The organism is Acinetobacter sp. YH16042, assembly GCF_013417245.1.
Classification (GTDB): domain Bacteria; phylum Pseudomonadota; class Gammaproteobacteria; order Pseudomonadales; family Moraxellaceae; genus Acinetobacter; species Acinetobacter amyesii.
The window spans coordinates 94,714-113,055 of the sequence record NZ_VPEJ01000010.1 but is presented as its reverse complement, the minus strand read 5'-3'; the positions used below and the strand labels follow the sequence as shown (position 1 = coordinate 113,055).

The 18,342-nt window shown below is 39.5% G+C and carries 17 protein-coding genes and 1 pseudogene; 7 read left to right on the top strand and 11 right to left on the bottom strand.

Annotation, left to right across the window (positions count from 1 at the left end; genetic code table 11):
- Positions 1 to 126 precede the first annotated feature (126 nt).
- The 3 genes from FTV37_RS09460 (at position 127) to FTV37_RS09450 (ending at position 2,720) form a co-directional block, all read left to right on the top strand.
- On the top strand, positions 127 to 900 hold the full coding sequence (locus FTV37_RS09460) for a DUF805 domain-containing protein (protein WP_180059602.1): 774 nt from the start codon (positions 127 to 129) through the stop codon (positions 898 to 900).
- Between the two features lie 190 nt (positions 901 to 1,090).
- Positions 1,091 to 1,537, top strand: coding sequence for a MarR family winged helix-turn-helix transcriptional regulator (locus tag FTV37_RS09455; protein ID WP_180063672.1), 447 nt, complete (start codon positions 1,091 to 1,093; stop codon positions 1,535 to 1,537).
- Entirely contained in the window at positions 1,521 to 2,720 is a 1,200-nt protein-coding gene (locus tag FTV37_RS09450; RefSeq protein WP_373683570.1) for an MFS transporter, read from the top strand. The genes FTV37_RS09455 and FTV37_RS09450 overlap by 17 nt, the downstream gene beginning before the upstream one ends.
- A gap of 7 nt (positions 2,721 to 2,727) precedes the next feature.
- Here FTV37_RS09450 and FTV37_RS09445 read toward each other — a convergent pair whose 3' ends face one another.
- Positions 2,728 to 3,714, bottom strand: coding sequence for a GlxA family transcriptional regulator (locus tag FTV37_RS09445; protein WP_180063668.1), 987 nt, complete (start codon positions 3,712 to 3,714; stop codon positions 2,728 to 2,730).
- A 122-nt stretch (positions 3,715 to 3,836) separates the two neighbouring features.
- Here FTV37_RS09445 and FTV37_RS09440 point away from each other — a divergent pair, with 122 nt between their 5' ends.
- The gene (locus FTV37_RS09440; protein WP_180063666.1) at positions 3,837 to 5,624 is read left to right on the top strand and encodes an acyl-CoA dehydrogenase; all 1,788 of its coding nucleotides are present in this window, start codon (positions 3,837 to 3,839) and stop codon (positions 5,622 to 5,624) included.
- A 155-nt stretch (positions 5,625 to 5,779) separates the two neighbouring features.
- Here FTV37_RS09440 and FTV37_RS09435 read toward each other — a convergent pair.
- The 6 genes and pseudogenes from FTV37_RS09435 to FTV37_RS09410 form a co-directional block, all read right to left on the bottom strand.
- A pseudogene (locus tag FTV37_RS09435) lies at positions 5,780 to 6,214 on the bottom strand (nitroreductase family protein); the annotation flags it as partial.
- A 42-nt stretch (positions 6,215 to 6,256) separates the two neighbouring features.
- The gene (locus tag FTV37_RS09430; RefSeq protein ID WP_257224271.1) at positions 6,257 to 8,095 is read right to left on the bottom strand and encodes an ATP-binding protein; all 1,839 of its coding nucleotides are present in this window, start codon (positions 8,093 to 8,095) and stop codon (positions 6,257 to 6,259) included.
- Positions 8,096 to 8,148: 53 nt separating this feature from the next.
- The gene (locus FTV37_RS09425; protein ID WP_078188703.1) at positions 8,149 to 8,832 is read right to left on the bottom strand and encodes a response regulator transcription factor; all 684 of its coding nucleotides are present in this window, start codon (positions 8,830 to 8,832) and stop codon (positions 8,149 to 8,151) included.
- A gap of 226 nt (positions 8,833 to 9,058) precedes the next feature.
- The gene (locus FTV37_RS09420; protein ID WP_180063662.1) at positions 9,059 to 9,838 is read right to left on the bottom strand and encodes a glutathione S-transferase N-terminal domain-containing protein; all 780 of its coding nucleotides are present in this window, start codon (positions 9,836 to 9,838) and stop codon (positions 9,059 to 9,061) included.
- 143 nt (positions 9,839 to 9,981) lie between these two features.
- The gene (rraA, locus tag FTV37_RS09415) at positions 9,982 to 10,494 is read right to left on the bottom strand and encodes a ribonuclease E activity regulator RraA (RefSeq protein ID WP_180063660.1); all 513 of its coding nucleotides are present in this window, start codon (positions 10,492 to 10,494) and stop codon (positions 9,982 to 9,984) included.
- A gap of 10 nt (positions 10,495 to 10,504) precedes the next feature.
- Complete coding sequence (locus FTV37_RS09410; protein ID WP_180063658.1) at positions 10,505 to 11,170, bottom strand: NAD(P)H-binding protein; 666 nt, start codon at positions 11,168 to 11,170, stop codon at positions 10,505 to 10,507.
- Positions 11,171 to 11,385: 215 nt separating this feature from the next.
- Between FTV37_RS09410 and rpsT the strand changes: the two genes are divergently transcribed.
- Positions 11,386 to 11,652, top strand: coding sequence for a 30S ribosomal protein S20 (rpsT, locus tag FTV37_RS09405; protein ID WP_078188707.1), 267 nt, complete (start codon positions 11,386 to 11,388; stop codon positions 11,650 to 11,652).
- A 105-nt stretch (positions 11,653 to 11,757) separates the two neighbouring features.
- On the opposite strand, the gene FTV37_RS09400 is transcribed toward rpsT, so the two are convergent.
- On the bottom strand, positions 11,758 to 14,352 hold the full coding sequence (locus FTV37_RS09400) for a M66 family metalloprotease (protein ID WP_180063656.1): 2,595 nt from the start codon (positions 14,350 to 14,352) through the stop codon (positions 11,758 to 11,760).
- Positions 14,353 to 14,796: 444 nt separating this feature from the next.
- On the opposite strand from FTV37_RS09400, the gene FTV37_RS09395 reads away from it, so the two are divergent.
- On the top strand, positions 14,797 to 15,240 hold the full coding sequence (locus FTV37_RS09395) for a hypothetical protein (protein WP_180004630.1): 444 nt from the start codon (positions 14,797 to 14,799) through the stop codon (positions 15,238 to 15,240).
- An 87-nt stretch (positions 15,241 to 15,327) separates the two neighbouring features.
- Here the strand turns inward: FTV37_RS09395 and FTV37_RS09390 are convergent, their stop codons facing one another.
- The 3 genes from FTV37_RS09390 to FTV37_RS09380 all read right to left on the bottom strand — a co-directional run bounded on the left by FTV37_RS09390 (position 15,328) and on the right by FTV37_RS09380 (position 17,573).
- Entirely contained in the window at positions 15,328 to 16,071 is a 744-nt protein-coding gene (locus FTV37_RS09390) for a histidine phosphatase family protein (RefSeq protein WP_078188709.1), read from the bottom strand.
- Between the two features lie 69 nt (positions 16,072 to 16,140).
- On the bottom strand, positions 16,141 to 16,992 hold the full coding sequence (locus tag FTV37_RS09385) for a 3'(2'),5'-bisphosphate nucleotidase CysQ (RefSeq protein WP_180063654.1): 852 nt from the start codon (positions 16,990 to 16,992) through the stop codon (positions 16,141 to 16,143).
- A 320-nt stretch (positions 16,993 to 17,312) separates the two neighbouring features.
- The gene (locus FTV37_RS09380) at positions 17,313 to 17,573 is read right to left on the bottom strand and encodes a hypothetical protein (RefSeq protein WP_180063652.1); all 261 of its coding nucleotides are present in this window, start codon (positions 17,571 to 17,573) and stop codon (positions 17,313 to 17,315) included.
- Positions 17,574 to 17,634: 61 nt separating this feature from the next.
- On the opposite strand from FTV37_RS09380, the gene FTV37_RS09375 reads away from it, so the two are divergent.
- A complete protein-coding gene (locus FTV37_RS09375) occupies positions 17,635 to 18,258 on the top strand; it encodes an SOS response-associated peptidase family protein (protein WP_180063650.1) in 624 nt (207 codons plus the stop codon).
- Positions 18,259 to 18,342: the final 84 nt, after the last annotated feature.

The following is an 18,342-nucleotide window of genomic DNA, read 5'->3' as shown; positions in this document are numbered from 1 at the left end:
AGTAACTTGGACCAGTGTTGATCATTTAGCATTGTTCGAGGCATAGCGAGTGTAAAATTGGGTTTGGCGATTTAATTTTACTATCTCGCTATTTTTTTAATCAACAAATGTCAACAGACCCTAATAATGACTGAACTTACTTCAAGCGAATTGAATCCGTTTCAACAAGATCAAAATATTCAGCCTCAAATTCAAAAAGCCGATCATCCCCTGTCTCCTGAGGGACGTTTTGGCCGCATGTCTTATTTAGCGTGGTTATTTATCATTAGTATGATTTATACCTGCCTATTGGGCATCAGCGTCGCGCTGGGTCTTTTTGCATTTTTCAATTCAGCAGAACGTAGTATTGATGCACTTTTTAATTCATTCTTAGGACTCAGTGCGATCGCTCTGATTGTCGTTTCCATCGTTGCAATGTTTGTCGCAATGATCTGCATTACGATTCGTCGTTTACATGATCTAAATAAAAGCGGTTGGCTCTGTTTAATTTTTCTCATCCCACTGGTCGGAACCATCTTTAGCATTTATGTGATGGCTTCAAAAGGCACTGAAGGTGAAAATAAATATGGCATAAAACGTCCAACGGAACAAACAGAGAAAGTTATTGGGTCATTGTATCTAATCCTGATGATTGTTTATTTATTGGTCATGATCCCATTGATGTTCAATATGCAAAGTATGATGAACAATTTAGAACAAGCGCAATTACAAGAACAAGCGATGATGTCTGATAGTGAACCTGAATTAACGGATGAACAAATTGCGGCTTATTTAGAGCAAGCTGAATCAGAAGGTGAAGAACTTGCTTATGCAGATGGTGAAAGTGTAGAAATTTCAGAAAATGCAGACAGTTCAGCGGAAGATGCAGCAATTGCAGCTGCAGAAGCTTCTGTAGAATAAACACGTATTGTTTAAGGTATCAATTCAATGATATACATTGAACGATAAGCTTTAAATGAAATGTTATGCAAAAAAACCTGTGTGCGCACAGGTTTTTTTATACCTGTTTTTTATGCTTTGAGTTGTTCACTTGAATTCAAAATAAATAAGGCATAAAGTTGCGATAATTTAGTTACCCTAGTTAACTATCATGAATTCCACATTAGGTTTCCGCTCTTCACTTCTACGCTGTGCGCGTCTGATGAGTGATGAAATCAACACGATTTTATTGCCCTATCAATTGAACTATTCGCTTTGGCAAGTCATGTTTGTCATCCGTGAAAAAACCGCTTGTACATCTATTGAAATGGCTGAATATTTAAACGTATCCAAGCCATCCATCACGAAGCGTGTCAAAATTCTTGCGCAGATGGATATTTTGGCACATGTGCAAACTGACGATAAACGTCAAAAGAAAATGATGCTCAGCGAGACTGGACGTGAGTTATTTCAGCAATGTGCAAAAGACATAGATGCCTTTGAGCAGCGCCTAATCGCGCCATTAGCAAGCCAAGATATCCAACACTCCATTCAAATTTTACACCTTGTCATGCAAGAACTTGAACAAAACACTATAGGTGATGATCATGCAAGATAACGCACCACTTTGGACTCGAAATTTTATTTTAGTCAGCGCCATTAACTTCCAATTGGTTTTAACCTTTTATCTCTTGGTTGTGGTGATCGTGGGCTATGCGGTGGCTGAATTGGGTGCGACTACAGCCCAAGCAGGTCTAGTTTCAGGCTTGTTCATTGTCGGCACATTGGTCGGGCGTTTATTGGTGGGTAAGTTCCTAGAGCGTTTTGGTCGTAAAACAACACTGATCGTTGGTTTAATTGGCTTTTTAGTCTTTTCTGGTTTTTACTTCATTCAGTTTGGCGTCGGCATGTTGCTCTTCATACGCTTTATGCATGGCTTTATGATGGGTATAGCATCAACAGTGCTAGGTACCTTAATTGCCCAAATCTTACCAGCGACACGTCGCGGTGAAGGCATTGGCTACTACAGCATGAGTAGTACGTTAGGTACGGCTATTGGGCCATTTCTCGCCATTTGGATGATGTTACATATTGGTTATCACGCGATTTTTATCGTTTCTACGATTATCGCATTGAGCTGCCTATTGGTTGCATTGTTGATTCAAGTGCCCGATTTACCCAAAATCAATAAACCTCTTGATACTGTTGAAGCCGTCAAAAAACTAAGTTGGATTGCTCAATTTGTAGAACCGAAAGCATTACCGATATCATTCATCATGCTTTTCGCTTCAATCTGCTATTCAGGTGTTTTATCTTTCATTAACTTCTACGCCAAAGAAATCGATTTGGTTGAAACAGCCTCGTTTTTCTTTTTAATGTATGCCATTGCGATTTTAATTTCTCGCCCATTTACTGGCCCGTTGATGGATCGTAAAGGTGAAAATATTGTGATCTACCCTGCTTTTGTGATTATGGGCGTAGCATTGGTACTGCTCAGCATCACACAGAGTTCATGGATGCTTTTACTTTGTGCCGGCTTACTTGGACTCGGTTATGGCAATATTCAGTCGGTCTGCCAAACAGTTGCCGTGAAAAGTGCAACGCTTGAACGTATGGGCTTTGCCACTTCGACTTTCTTTATCTTTTTGGATGCAGGCTTAGGCTTTGGACCATACTTTATCGGTAAATTGCTCGACCATATTGGTTACTCACAATTGTATTTGTATAGCGCATTTGCTGCCTTTGCATGTATTGGTGCCTACTACATTTTACATGGTCATTATGCCGTTCGAACCGCTTAAACTGTATTTAAACATCAAATCGTCGGCTGAAACGTCGACGATATTCTAAGGGGCTCAGCCCAGTTTTTTTCTGAAATAACCGTCGAAATGAGCTTGGGTCACTATAGCCAACATCTCGCATAATCAGATCTAAAGCATGTCCCGTTTCTTCTAAACGCTTTCGTGCAGCTTCAATCCGTATCGATTGTAAGTATTGATTCGGTGGAATATCCAAAGCCGCTTTAAAATGTCGAATCAATGTCCTCGTTGTCACATTAAACTGCGCTGCAAGTTCATCTAAGACAATATTTTCATGATAATGCTGTTCTAACCAATCTTGAACTTTTTGCACCAAACCATCCTGATGCGGTTTAGATATTTTCAATAATGAATAGGACAACTGACTATCACGACGATAATCCAATACAAATGATTTTGCCGTGTGGATTGCCGTTTCAAAACCATAAAAACGTTCTATCAGGTGCAGTCCCAAATCAAACCATGCTAAGCCACCTCCAGCACAGTATATATTTTGATCATGGCTAATGAGCTGATCTGCATTCAGTTTGACCAAAGGATAGCGTTCACGAAACATTTGCTGAAAGCCCCAATGCGTCGTTGCCTGCTTACCATCTAAAAGCCCTGCTTCTGCCAGAAAAAAATTACCCGTACAATTTCCTGCGATCAGTCCGCTCTGCAATTGCCGAGTTTTTAATAACTCGATTAGTGCTGAATTTTGCGCTAAAACATCTAAGATCGGCGCGCCTATCGTTGGAACAATGATGATATCTGCATCTGTTATTTCAGAAAATGCTAAATCTGCATAAAGCTTGATGCCATTGATACATTGCACTGCTTGACCATGTTGTGAGGAAATTTTGACCTGAAATAGCCGCTGCACATTTTGTTTTTGAATCCGGTTCCAACTGACTCCCGCCATTGCAAAGAGATCAACAACCCCAGTAATCGCGGAAGCCAAAGCACCATCAAATGCTAAAATTATGATTTTCTTCATTTAAATTTCAAATTATCAAAATGTCATTTTTGACTTATTAAGTGTCATTATTGACAATTCTATATCTAAAAATCAACTGCTAGGCTTAAGGCATAAAATTCGACCCGATTAGAGATTGATCAATGGCGCAGTTAATCAATGACAAAGATTTAAATTTTTTGCTATTTGACGTGTTTAAAGCGCAAGACTTAACGCATTACCCACGTTTTGTTGAGCATGATGCTGAAACCTTCAAAAGCATCCTAGAAACTGCACAAGGTATTGCTCAAGACTTTTTTGCACCCCATAACGCAACAGCCGATCAAAACGAACCTACGTTTGATGGTCAACAGGTTAAAACCATTGCTGAAGTCAAAACGGCATGGAAGCAATTTGCAGATGCCGGCTTGCTTTGTGCACAGCATGATTATGATGCAGGCGGTATGCAACTTCCGACTTTGATCAACATGGCTGCAAATGCTTATTTCATGTCAGCAAATCCTTCATCAGTGGCTTATTCATTTCTAACCGCTGCGGCTGCAAATGTGATTCAAGCTTTCGGTACGACTGAACAAAAAGATAGGTTTGTACCGCATATGTTCAGTGGTCGCTTTGCAGGAACGATGGCCATGACTGAACCTGATGTGGGTTCATCTTTAGGTGATTTGACCACAAAAGCTATACCGCAAGCCGATGGTACCTACCTCATCAAAGGCCAAAAGATGTTTATTTCAGGGGGTGACCAAGACATCACTGAAAATATCGTCCATTTGGTCCTTGCTCGCATCCAAGATGCACCTCAGGGCGTAAAAGGTATATCTCTGTTTATTGTCCCGAAGTTTAAAACCCTGAGCGATGGTTCACTTGCAGGCGCCAATGACGTTCAACTGGCTGGCTTATTACATAAAATGGGCTACAGAGGTACAACATCGACAGTACTGAGCTTTGGTGAAAAAGACCAATGTACAGGCTATCTGATTGGTGAAGCAGGTGCTGGTCTTAAATATATGTTTAAGATGATGAATGAAGCACGAGTCGGTGTCGGCTTAGGTGCAGCCATGATTGGATACCGTGGCTATTTAGAGTCACTCGAATATGCCAAAAACCGTCCACAAGGTCGCTTAGTATCAGATAAAAATCCTGCCTCAAAACCTGTCAATATTATTCAACATACAGATGTTAAACGGATGCTTTTGGCACAAAAATCCTATGTGGAAGGCGCACTCGCATTATGCCTATTTGCTGCACGATTAATTGATGAACATCAGGCCGCTAACAATGAAGACAGCGCGTTGTTATTAGATTTGATTATCCCTGTCGTCAAATCATTCCCTTCCGCCTATGGACCAAAAGCCAATGATTTAGCCATTCAAGTTTTAGGTGGCGCTGGCTATACCCGCGAATATCCACTTGAACAATGCTATCGCGACAACCGCTTAAATCCGATCCATGAAGGTACATTTGGTATTCAATCTTTGGATTTGTTGGGTCGTAAGCTTTGGCAGCACAACAGCAGAGGTTTGATGCTGTTATTACAACGTATGCAAAATACGATTGATCAAGCTCAACATCCAAAAACGGAAGCGCTCGCAGCGATTTTTTCAGGGCATTTAAACACGGTGAAGAAAACCACACAAAGTTTGGGACAAGTCCTCGCACAAGGTCGTGTCGATCAGGTACTGGGTAATTCTGCCTTGTATCTAGACATGATGGGCAAAGTCATCATTTCATGGCTATGGCTTGAAATGGCTAATCAAGCTCTTGTGAAATTTGAACATTCAGATTTAGCTGAAGATCAACAATTCTTAGCCGGTAAATTACAAGCCGCGCAATATTTTATCCGCTGGGAATTACCTGAAATAGAGCACCAAGCCAAGTTATTGCTAGAACTTGATGATACTTGCCTCAACATGCAAGAAAGCTGGTTCTAGCCACCCGTTTAGCTCAGTCCTCAATGGGCTAATTTGGACAAGGTTTTCACGGATGAAGATCTTGTCCAACCCTATCTATTTCAATAAAAACTACAATAAAAAAGGAACTTAGTTTTCGTTCCTTTTTTATCAAAATTGAGTGTTATACACTGCAATTATTGGAAGACTTTAAAACGAGCTGCATCATCCATATAGCCTTTTTCTTTCGCTTCACCTTCCACTGAACCAAAAACCAATTGAGCACGAAGTTTCCAATGCGCAGGAATGTCCCATTCAGCATGCACTTGTTCATCCACAATTGGGTTGTAATGCTGTAGTGATGCGCCTAAACCTTCGGTGTGCAACGCTGTCCAAGTCGCAAATTGGGCAATGGCAGTTGAATGTTCAGCCCAAATCGGAAAGTTTTCTGCATAAGAAGGAAACTGTGCTTGTAGACCACTGACCACATCCAAATCTTCAAAGAACAAAACTGTACCCAAACCTGCTGCAAAACTTGCCATTTTATCCGTGGTCTTCGCAGCACTTTCTTCATCTTTTGTATAAGATTTTAATTTGTCAGCGACTAAGCCCCAAAATTTTTCGCTTTCACCAGTAGAGTCTGTTGATATTTAATTATGCTCATCTAGAGATATTTATGCAGCTGATTTTAAATTAATTTCTGTATGAATAATCGTGCAGCCTTGCTGAGAATGAATTTTGAAATTTCCACCTATCCGTTCTACACGCATTTTCATACTTCGCATGCCGATACTCATGCCATGATTTGAAACACTCTCAACATCAAAACCTACGCCATCATCTTCAATGGTTAATAACAATGCGCCATTCTCGAACTGTGACAGCGTTACATTGACATGATTAGCTTGGCTATGTTTCACAATATTGGTCAGGCTTTCTTCAATTACTCGTATTAAAGTCAGGCACTGAATTGCTGTTGGTTTGATCGCCCACTGCGAAGGAATGCACCATTTGGCATTCATTTCAACTTCATCCATCAACTGACTAAAACGATGTCGAACTGGTGCAATCCATAGCAAGGGTGAATCTGGCACTTTGCTGTCCAAAGATGATCCACTATCAATAATTTGCCTTAAATCATCCCGTAGTAATTTCAACATCGACAAGAACTGTCTGTTTGGAATATTACTTTCACACTGATCAACCAAGATCATCGAGCGCACAATAGATGCGCCCAGACCGTCATGTAGATCATGTGATAATTTAATTCGTTCTTGTAGGCGTACATTACTGAGTTCAAGCTGATGTTTATCGTTTAGGCTACTGCATAATTCATCACTGACTTTCTGAACTTCAAATGCCAAATCATCATTATATTTTTCAATTTTCTGAATATTACGATTGAGCCTCGCCCCCAAAATCACCACGATAAATAGGGTAATAATCGGTGAAGTAAAGGGAGATAACGGTGTAAAACCTTCTTTTGGAAAGAATACCAAGGCTGTGATGTCTGCAATAACAATCACAATGATCGCAGTCATACACATTGCTAATAAAGTGTAGTCTCTACGTTTTTCTTTAAAACTAATCCAGCAAAGATAAATGTAAGTGATAAAAAAGAGGATGCAATATAATAAGAAAATGAGGCTCGAAATTTCCGCATTTTGTTCAAATGGCCAAATACACACTACACCAATCAGAGATGCTGTCAGCATGGTAAATGACAGCTCAATGCGAGGAAATTTACGCCCAAGAAAGCGCAAAATATAGATGCTAAAACACTGAAAGTACAGCATTGCAAAAATCAGATTGGCTTTGGTGGAAAATATTGAATCTGGGTACGGAAAGGTTTCAGTGGTCAGTGCATTACTGAGAAATAAAATCCATAACACCGTTGAAAGCGCAAACCAGCCAAAACTAGTATCCCGACGTCGCATCAACCAAATAATGAAGCAAATTAGACCCAAGACCCCAGAAAGAAAAATATTTAATTGTAATATGGTTCGACGAGTCCAAGTGGCTTCTTCGGCCTGCTCTATTGTTGCCATGACATTGTTAAATTTCACCGGACCCAAGCCAGCATTTAGACTCGAGTAGCCATAAACATAGATCAAGGTTTCATTATGATCATGCTTGATTCCACTTATCGGTAAAATCCAATAGCGTGCAACATTCCAACTTTTAGAGACCGGTTCTTGAAGATTTTTATTGGTCCACAGCAAGTCGCCATTCAGAAAGACTGAACCCGTATTAATAATGTAATCAACATATAGTGCGATGGGTTCTGCCAAACGCGCATTATTTTTACAGTACCAAGACCAGTCTAATTTATACCAAGCACCACCTTGATAACCCTCCCAGTCTTTATCTTCTTTCCAACGGTCAGGTAATTGCGTGGTTTTCCATCCAGTTCTGGGTAATTCTTGATTGGATGGTGTCTTCACCCGTGAAATGCTATTCACAGTTACATTACATTGATCATTTACAGGGAAAACTTGCTCTGCATGACTCAAGCTCCCCCATACTAAACAGAGGATAAATAAGAAAAAATATCCTCCTTTACGCATTATAGAATACCCATAGATCTTGCTGTACTCACGGCTTTGGTTCGTTTCGTTACGGCTAATTTGCGATAAATATGTTTAATATGGCTTTCTACCGTATAGCGAGAAACAAAAAGCTGTTCAGCAATCTCACGGTTACTCAAACCTTGAGCAACCAAACATAAAATTTCTTTTTCACGACTGGTCAAGAGGTTCAGGTCTGCTTCATCGGCGACTGTTTGTTCTGGACTTGGCGCTTCGGCTTCGGATATTTGTTTAAGGATTTCTCGTGCAATAAATGGGTCAATCGGCGCCCCACCACGTAAAATACTCCGAATAGATAAAAGTACTTCAGCATCATCACGTTCTTTTAATACATAGCCCGTTGCACCTGCTTTAATTGCGGCAAATAAGCTTTCTTGTGTACTCCATGCAGAGACAACCAAGATCATGGTATTACTTTCGAGGGAACGTATTTTTTCAATAATTTCGATACCACTACCATCAGGCAAACCTAAGTCAACTAAGGCTAAGGATATCGGTTGGGTCTCTACGGCTTGAATAGATTCTTTAACATTTTTGGTGAAGATAAGCTCTTCACGCTTATAACCCAGCTCTGTCAAAATTTGACGTAAACGTAATTGAATAATTTCCTCATCTTCAACGACGAGCACCGGTACGGGTAGTATGACTTCTTGTGGTGACATGATTTACTTCCCCCGAAAAAATGAAATGTCTTTTACATTAATCAGTTTAATCCTTTTAGGATATCCCTATAATTAAGTAAATTTCTTATTTTTTAACAATTTATTCTAATTCAATTGATGCAGCTATGATGCATTTTTCTTCTAATTTTAAATCCATTTAACATTACAATATGTGTATAGCCATCAGTCTGACTATACACTGTACTTAGCTTAAACTTGAGTGAGATTAGCTCAAATATTGCTTCTTCAGATATTTTACAATTTTTTCAGATTCGAAAAGTTCAACACCTGTATTGGCATCTCTCAAATATGGCACTTGAATATTGTTCCCCATGATTTTTAACACTTGTTCACGCTTACCGCCTTTCAGGGGTACATATTTACCAGGTTTTAGGCGCATTACCGCTAATCCCTGATCTTGCCAACGCTCCTTAGCCACATTATGAAAGGTATATGCCAACTCCATTTCAGACAATGCACTACGTACGATGCGTGTATATGGACTCGCTTCAAAGCCCCACAGTTCTAACAGTTGAGTTGGTGCATCACGATGAATGGCTTTTCGCTGCACCCACACCCCTTGAGCCCCATTAATTAAGGTACCAACATAGGCAACATACGGAATTTTAGGATAACTGGCATATTTCTTAGGGGTTTGGCCTGTTTTGCCATAATGTTTAAATAGATGATGAATAATTTGCTGTGATTCGTACAAACGATCCCCAGTATTGTCATCTACCAAGAAAGGAAATTGTTGTTTTCCACCTAATTTTTGCACATCCAAACGGTACTTTTTAGCCCCTTTTGGACATGGGTAGACCTCATAATCCAAATTGAGCGTGGTCAGAACTTCACGTACACGACGACAATACGGAGAACCTTCAAATTCGTACAGTTTAAGGGCTTTTTCAGGTTGTTTCGGATAAGGCGTTCCATTTGTACCACGTCCGCCCTCTGCTACGCCTGAGAGCAACGCTTGCGCCACTTTTAATTGATGCAACAACATATATTCTTCCTTTCTTCTTTTATTTCGTATTTTTATACAACAGCCGAGAGTCCTCAGCTGAAGTTTGTATTTTTTCCAGATTTATATCGTCGTATATAAGTAAGCAATGCCAACTGATTCCATGACTAAAAACTCAAACCCACTTAAAGAACAACCAATTGCTCTTTTGAAACAACAATGCCGTTATTGTCAGCATAAATAAAATCACCAGACTGAATGTTTACACCACCAAAACTTAATGGAATATCTGTTTCACCCACGCCTTTGCGGTTACTTTTTTGTGGAATCGCAGCCAAAGCATGCACACCTAAATCAAGTTCGGCAATCGCATCAACATCACGCACGCAGCCGTAAATAATGACGCCATTCCAATGATTGTTAACTGCAGATTCAGCAATCATATCACCCATCAAGGCACAGCGCATCGACGCACCACCATCCACAACCAATACTTTACCCGTACCATCGGTTGCCAATAATTCTTTAACACGAGAGTTATCTTCAAAACATTTAACCGTCACCACCTGACCGCCAAAACTTTTTCGTGCACCATAACTTTGAAAGAATTTACCATCCAAAGACGGGATCACCACTTGTAATTCTTTGTCTGGATGATCATCAAGTAAATCACAGGTGACGAATGGAACTGTAGACACGGTATTTCCCTCATTTAATTGTTAGTATGCGTAAATTATCATAAATCTCGAACTTTTCAGTCTGAGTTTGTGCCGCCTCGACCATAGTATTAGCCACTTGCTGTGCTGTCACTGGCTTAAATTTGAAACGATCAGGTACAAAATGCGAAAAGCGCATATAAAGTTTCTGTGTCGCATCTTCTAAACGTCGAGATTCATGACGCTCACCAAGTAACAGCGAAGGCTTTAATATCGAAAGTTGATTTAACTTTAAGGTTTTTAAATAATATTCCAATTCACCTTTGACTCGATTATAAAAAAACGCGGAATTGGCTTTTGCGCCCATTGCACTGACAATGATCAGATGTGTGTCTGTATATTCTAATAATTCAGCAAAATGCGCATTGATGCTAAAATCAATTTGATAAAAATGATCTTTAGACCCTGCTTTTTTAATCGTCGAGCCTAAACAACTAAAGGCATGACTATAATCTCGCACATCATCCTGAGTCAGGGAAAGAAAGTCACTGATCACCATTTGTTGAACTTTTGCCAATCCATTCAGTTCATGGTCACGTTGACGTACCACAGCCGTAATATTCTTACATCCTGTATTTTGACTGAGCTGACGAACCAGTTCCCGCCCGACCAATCCTGTTGCCCCAATGACAATTGCATTCTCTATACTTTTAGTCATTTTTCATACAATCTCAATCACTTTAGACTAATCTAACGTTTTCTTTAAAATTTTTCTGCATCTAAAATGTTGTCAAAGCATGTCAAGACTTGACTTAAGCGCTTAGTTTAATCACAATATGGCACTTGTTTACGGGCTGGTGATAGTTCTTCTGATGTTGGTTTTCAGATGTAATTTCAGCCCGCCCAGACCAATCTATTTCAAGGAGTGCACGAGTGGCAAACTCTGCTCAAGCAAAAAAACGTGCTCGTCAAAACGTTAAAGCACGTCAACACAACGCAAGCTTACGTTCTATGGTTCGTACTTATCTTAAACGCACAGTAGCTGCTATTGCTGCTGGTGATTATGCTGTCGCTACAGAAGCTTACAAAAAAGCTGTTCCTGTAATTGACCGTATGGCTGATAAAGGCATCATCCATAAAAACAAAGCTGCTCGTCATAAGAGCCGTTTAAATGCACAAGTTAAAGCTTTAGCTAACTAATTTGTTGCGATAAAAAAAGCCCTTTTTAGGGCTTTTTTTGTGCCTATAGATTTTTAAAAGCAAAAAAATAAGGTCCTCGATGGACCTTATTTTTTTAATTATAGGCTATTTATTAATCAGCTTCATATTCGTCGCTGATAAATATGTCCATAATAAGTTTTGGCTTGCTGTCAAATTTGTCCAACGTTGATTGCCACCGTTGGTACAGCTATATCGAATTAAATCCGCACGGTTATTTTGCAAACGGCCCGTATTTAAATCCATACATTGACCACTTTGACGAATCGTTGTAGTCGCAGGGTCCATGGTCCAAATTTGATTGGTTTGGTTTAACATGCAGCGTTCTAGCGTCACTTTAGCTGAACCACCGTTGCCTGTTATGCATTGATCTGGATTTGACTTACTGTGTATACGACCAATGGCATCATATACCCACTGTTCAGTATCATCCGCAGTACATCCGCTTGGACCACTGATGTACAAATTTAATGCTCCATCAGTTAAGGTTTCAGATTTCAAACAGTTGTTACCATTTTTGATCAATGTCGCCTGCTCAAACATACCTTCTTGAGTGACTGAAAGCTTTTTCATAAATGCTTCGAGCGCGCTTTGCGCCTCAGGTACTTGATTGGTTAGGTCTTGTGCATACACATTCATCCAACGATTTAGTCGGTATGCTGTGTTTTGTTGCGACTCATAACGGGTTAATTGCTGACGCGCCACACTATTCATCAATGACTTGTCATTTTTATATGACTCATACAGCATTTTTTCAGTTGGATTAAGAGCAACAACAGCATTTGCAGCTTGCGCTTCCAAAGCACTTTCTAATTGAGGAAGCTCGATAGCACGCAAAGCACTATAACCATGCTGACGTCCAATTTTGACGGCCGGCTTGATCGCTGTACTGTAAACTGGAATATCAATATTTGCTAATAACTTGGCTTCTTCACCTGCTTTTTTACAATATAAATTGACCTTCTGTGGTTGATCTGCCAAAGCTAAATTGACATGCAATTTATTGGCATTACTACCTAGTCGTACAGGTGCTAAAGCAATATTGTTGACTTTATTCGTGTATTGCACATTCAACCAACATGCCGCTTGATCCAAAGCGGTATTGGCAGCATTTAAGTCATACACATTACCCCAGTTTGAACGTGCAGCAGGATACAACAAACCAACTTGATTGACTGGATCATAACCCCCTAAAATGGTAATGACAGGCTGACCAAAAACCCGTGGTCGTGGATAATTTTGATCTGCGTTATACCAAACCGGAGCCGTAGAATTTGGCATCTTCGGTTGAGCGACTTCCATTTCACGAGTAGTTTTGTTCCACTTTTTGTAGCCGGTAGGCGAAGTTTCATCCCAGACATAACGGTCAAAGTGTGGTTGAATTTTCAGGAATGTGCTGTAACCCGTATAGTGTGTGTAGCGTGATACATTACTATCAGGATACCCGCCGGACATGGCATCTTTTCCGTACGGAAACAAATTTTTAAAATTTGGGATACCATTCGCTCCATCCCACTTCCATGTCGCCGTCCATGATAGATTTCCGCGCATCATATTGCGATTGGCAATATAACCCCATCCACTGTCCGCATGATGTGCAGCCCAAAATAGATTGTCACCTACCTGACCAGGGTAATGTCCTAAACCATAGTGATGGCCAATTTCATGGCTAAATTCATTCCCTACAGAATCATAAAGCGTGAGCATGCCATTACCACCACTCAGTCCATGAGTATGCACACCATTGGCATAGTTCCCCTTCGTATGATGGACAACTACTGTTTGGGTTAATTGTGGCTGACTTTGGTTGGCCATAGATGCACTGGTAATACCCCAGTTAGCAAGGTTTATACCAACACTAAAGGTTGATTTACCGACATCCTCACGCATGTCTCCTGCATAAACACCACCATCTCCGGCACTTTTACTGTCATAAATAACACCTGAAGATACCATTGCACGTGTTAACTGAATATCATCATATTGTGCAACCGTCATTTCTGCTGCAGGAATGGTTTGGAAATAATCTGTGCCCGCTTTTTCAGGCTCTAGTAGCATATAGTGGCCGGTAGAATTTGGCTTATCTGCCAACATACCAACACGGATATTATTTAAAACCAATTCACCTGGTGCAGCAAAATCGATTTTATCCTCAGCCAATTCACCGCTGACTTTATTTGCGTCAATAAATTTTAATCTTAGACCGGGTTTAACTTCATCCCAATTGAGCTTCGTGGTCCACGCGCGTTTACTGTACCAAACATCTGGACGACCTCTTTGCCCACTCTGGTCTGAAACAGGCATTTGCGTCGGATCATCCAATGTCGCGGTACGAATTAAGCGGTTGTTTTGATAGATTTCTACTTTGAGTTGCTTGATGTTTTGCATATCAAGTGTTGGCATCACGATAAGCAGCGCTTCTTTTTCACTGGTTAACCGTGGCATTTTCTTGGATTCGTTCGCATTCGGATCGACGACATGACTTTGACCAAATTGAACTTGCGCTGAAAAGTTGCCGACTAAATCATTTCGTATTTCACGAACAGCATCATTTGCATCGTAGTCATAAAAGCCAATACTGGTATCATCGACTATGTCTTGGGTCGGTTCTGGATAATTTGCAGTTGATGCAGAACCACTTGAACTATCACCACCGCCTCCACCACCACAAGCAACTAACATGAATGACACAATACAAATTGATAATTTGTTATATGAAAAATCTATCACACTTTTCACTACTATTCCCCAATTAGCCACAAAAAAATCCAATAAAGAGACTTACATAAAATATATAAATCAATAAGTTACAACAAATATAATGCTATTTTCTTTTTATTAATCATTCAATTGCCGCGTTTTGTCACTTATTAACAATTCAAATTAAATCTAAATATTTAGTATTGGCTGAATCACGATTGCTGTGACAGGTACTTCACTTATCAACTAAAATTAAGATGTAGTCCTTTAAATACAATCGTATATTCCCGACAAAAATTGTCAGGATATTTTTAGAAACTTTGTAAATAAAAATTTTTAGAAATGGTTTAATCCCATATATTTTTTATGGTATTTTAATTTTCATCCTAGGCAGCCATTGCTGTACAAATGAAAAGAGGGATAAAAATGTCGATTAACCAATTTTTGCCATCATTAGAAAAATTTGCAGAAGCAGAAAATCAATATATTGAATATTTTACATCGAAAGGTGAAAAAGACATTTTAGGTAAAGTCATTTCAAATATGAAATCAACCGCTGAGATTCAAGCCTCTCAAGGCGTAGACTCATGGTTAGCATATGGCGTGTATTTACCGGCTGTAGAACGCATCTTTGCGCTGCATCAAGGGGAAACGGAAGCTGCATTTTTTGAACGCACACAATATCCAGTTGAACTCGTGCAAGCGTATAGCATTAAAGATCATGACATTGCCACATTGATTGCCGCAGACAAATACAGTCGAATCCACCAACAACATCTCCCTGTCAATACTAGCCGCTGGCCTTATAGTGACGACGGTTCAAGTATTGATTTAAATCAGTATCCTGCACGAATTAAAGCCAATATTTAATCTTTTATTTAATGAAATATTGAAGCAGATAAAAAGGCATCCCGTACATGGATGCCTTTTTTAAATATTTTGTATGCGCAAAAATACTTAGAGTTGCTGCTCAGCCTGCTGAAATTCACGAATATTTAATTCATTTAGTTCTCCACGCCAAATCCATTTCAGTTTTGACTCAAGGAATACATCTCCTTCAAACCAAACAAATAAACCTTCCATCATTTTCGGCCAGTCTTCGCGTGTCACGATATTTTTACCTGAAATAATGGCAAGAATTGCAGCCAAAATCGTATCATGACTCACCGCTAGACTCAGACCATAATCATTGGTTGGATGAGTGTTGTAAATCAACTCCAAAACATCTACCACCCCATGAATGGGCTGTTTCATACCCGGCAAAGCATTATTCACAAAACTATTGATAAAGCCTAAAGCACCTTGCTTTTGAAAGTATGGTCCTGCTTTTTTAATATCGAGCACAAAACTTCCCGGCTCGACCAATAATCCTTGTTCAATGATCTCGATATGGTGGGTATTCGGTTCAATCGTGACATTATCTGCACCTTGAATCATCAATGCCGCCGTATCCACACAGCGCTGAATTGGACTCGAAATACAGTGCTGAATAACACGATCGGTATTTTCAACCAAATAGCTGCCCCACGCTTCGGCTAAATCACGTCCTTGATGGGTCAGTTGCAAGTCATAACCGGCCAAGCCTTGTCCTTGTACAACTTCACGAATGGAATGACGTGTAAACAATGTTACAGGCGTCTTTTCATCCGGCAATAAGTCTATTGCTTTCAGCATACTAGGAGGGAGCAAATCTAGGGCCATAATTGACAGTTCTTAAATGCAGGAGATTTAACGGAGTGTGCTGACACTATAGCATGAACCCGATTTAGCTCAAGTTTTGTCAGGCATGTTTGCCAAAGCATTTAAGGCCAATTCTTTCATTTCGGCATTTTTAAATGCAATAAATCCACCATTTAATAAAGTCGTGCGTTGGTTATATAGAAATGCGCGACCTTTAAAATCAACCAAACCACCACCAATACGCTCGATTAAACATTGTCCAGCGCTCGTATCCCATTCACAAGTCGGATGAAAACGCGGGTAAATATCCACTCGATCTTCTAACATCATACAAAACTTATATGCACTACCAGCATGGTATGCCTGATAAGGACTAAGTTTTTCTAAAGCGTCTAAATAATCCGTATAAATCGGCTTATTTTTAGCACTTTGACTCAAGCCAACGTGTACGACATTCTCTACAGAGGTTTGAACATATTCATACCATGTGGTTGACTGGCTATCATATTTCAGCGGCAGTCCCTCAAAGGGACAAATATATACGCTATATTCCCCCGGGATCGCCAATATGGCAAAAGTGGTATTGGCCCCATCTACCAAACTCAGATTAATGGTAAATTCAGGTCTTTTATGTAAAAACTCTTTGGTACCATCCAAGGGATCAAGCAGCCAAAATTTTTGCCATTGCATACGCTCAGACTTATCACCTTCTTCTGACAATACAGGCAAGTTAGAAACTTTGGATAATGCTTGGGTAATATAGCTATTTGCACGATAGTCCGCCTGCGTTACCGGTGAATCATCACTTTTACGTTCCACATCAAAATTCGCTCCTGAGCAATAACGCTGATATTCTTCTCGCAAAATTTCGCAAGCTTGTGTCACAATGGGAACCAACTGCAAAATCAGTGGGTCTTGCGGTGCTGTTGTTGTTTTAAACATAGAATACCTTTATATGCCAAATTACTCAGAAAAGCCGACGATCATTTTCGATATGGACGGATAGCTTAATAAACCATTAATTTAAAATATTTATTTATAAAAAATACTCTAAAATAAGTTTTTATGTACACAATCTTGTACACATTTAATTATCTGCTCTGATTAAGTATAAGCAAAAAGTACTAATTTAATACTTTGAAATTATATAATCTAAGTATTACTAATGAAGTGGTAGCAACACATGATCGTCATGAAGAAAAATAAAAAGCCCTCATTTGAGGGCTTTTTAATTGAATACTACTATTAAAGAATATTTGTTTTCATTTATTTCTAAAATACCCGATGCATCCATCTATAAATTCTGCATTCACATTCATCTCAAGATCATCTTTTTCATCGTCACATTGATCAGCAGATTTAAGTTGATTATCACGTGCATAGCGATATCCAAAATACTGCTCAGTTCCATCTTTATATCCCCCAAGTACTTCAGGACGCATTTGATATTGGAAATAGATAAATGCAGCCACACCTAACACTGCCAATGCTGAACTCATTAATTTGAATTGCTTTGAAATCATTTTTTATTCTTTTGGGTTATTATTTGTGCAAGGATGATAATTAAAATGAAAGGAGAAGTCTATGTGCTCAAACTTTGAAGCGATAAAGCGTGACCGGGCTTTTCTATTAAATCTGCCAGAGCCAACTCAACTCGAATTCCCTGATGAAATTTTTCCTACCTATAACTCCCCTTTAGTTTTTAGCAATAAGGGTAATATTGAATGGCGCAGTGCGAAGTTTGGCATGATCCCTAAATGGGCCAAAGAGCTTAAATACGGCCGACATACATATAATGCTAGAACTGAGACCGTTGCTGAAAAGCCGAGTTTCAAGAACGCTTGGTATAAAAATCAGTTTGCCTTAATTCCAGTCGAAACTATATATGAGCCAAAGTATATCAACGGTAAACCGCACTGGTATGGTATAGCGCGCGAAGACGGAATGCCGTTTACCGTAGCTGCTATATATGAAAGTGCAATGATCAATGTAGAACAGATCCGCTCAATGAGTATGTTGACGATAAACGCTGACAAACATCCTTTCATGAAACAGTTTCATGCCCCACAGGATGAAAAGCGCAGCATTATCGTTATACCTGAAGAATATAGAGAAGATTGGCTGAATACTAACTTTGAAGAAGCTCATGAATTTTTCTTTGATATGTCAGATGAGTTTGTAACTTTTCCTAAAAAACCATTTATCTGAAACAAAGCCACAGCGCGACTTATTTTGACTTCTTATTGAATTTACTTAATTTTATAAATTTGAAATCTAATTGAGCAACTATTA

Bases quoted from the DNA above. Each gene is read 5' to 3' on its own strand.
- FTV37_RS09460 (WP_180059602.1), top strand. From the start codon at position 127: ATGACTGAACTTACTTCAAGCGAATTGAATCCGTTTCAACAAGATCAA.
- FTV37_RS09455 (WP_180063672.1), top strand. From the start codon at position 1,091: ATGAATTCCACATTAGGTTTCCGCTCTTCACTTCTACGCTGTGCGCGT.
- FTV37_RS09450 (WP_373683570.1), top strand. From the start codon at position 1,521: ATGATCATGCAAGATAACGCACCACTTTGGACTCGAAATTTTATTTTA.
- FTV37_RS09445 (WP_180063668.1), bottom strand. From the start codon at position 3,714: ATGAAGAAAATCATAATTTTAGCATTTGATGGTGCTTTGGCTTCCGCG.
- FTV37_RS09440 (WP_180063666.1), top strand. From the start codon at position 3,837: ATGGCGCAGTTAATCAATGACAAAGATTTAAATTTTTTGCTATTTGAC.
- FTV37_RS09425 (WP_078188703.1), bottom strand. From the start codon at position 8,832: ATGTCACCACAAGAAGTCATACTACCCGTACCGGTGCTCGTCGTTGAA.
- FTV37_RS09420 (WP_180063662.1), bottom strand. From the start codon at position 9,838: ATGTTGTTGCATCAATTAAAAGTGGCGCAAGCGTTGCTCTCAGGCGTA.
- FTV37_RS09410 (WP_180063658.1), bottom strand. From the start codon at position 11,170: ATGACTAAAAGTATAGAGAATGCAATTGTCATTGGGGCAACAGGATTG.
- FTV37_RS09400 (WP_180063656.1), bottom strand. From the start codon at position 14,352: ATGTTAGTTGCTTGTGGTGGTGGAGGCGGTGGTGATAGTTCAAGTGGT.
- FTV37_RS09395 (WP_180004630.1), top strand. From the start codon at position 14,797: ATGTCGATTAACCAATTTTTGCCATCATTAGAAAAATTTGCAGAAGCA.
- FTV37_RS09390 (WP_078188709.1), bottom strand. From the start codon at position 16,071: ATGGCCCTAGATTTGCTCCCTCCTAGTATGCTGAAAGCAATAGACTTA.
- FTV37_RS09385 (WP_180063654.1), bottom strand. From the start codon at position 16,992: ATGTTTAAAACAACAACAGCACCGCAAGACCCACTGATTTTGCAGTTG.
- FTV37_RS09380 (WP_180063652.1), bottom strand. From the start codon at position 17,573: ATGATTTCAAAGCAATTCAAATTAATGAGTTCAGCATTGGCAGTGTTA.
- FTV37_RS09375 (WP_180063650.1), top strand. From the start codon at position 17,635: ATGTGCTCAAACTTTGAAGCGATAAAGCGTGACCGGGCTTTTCTATTA.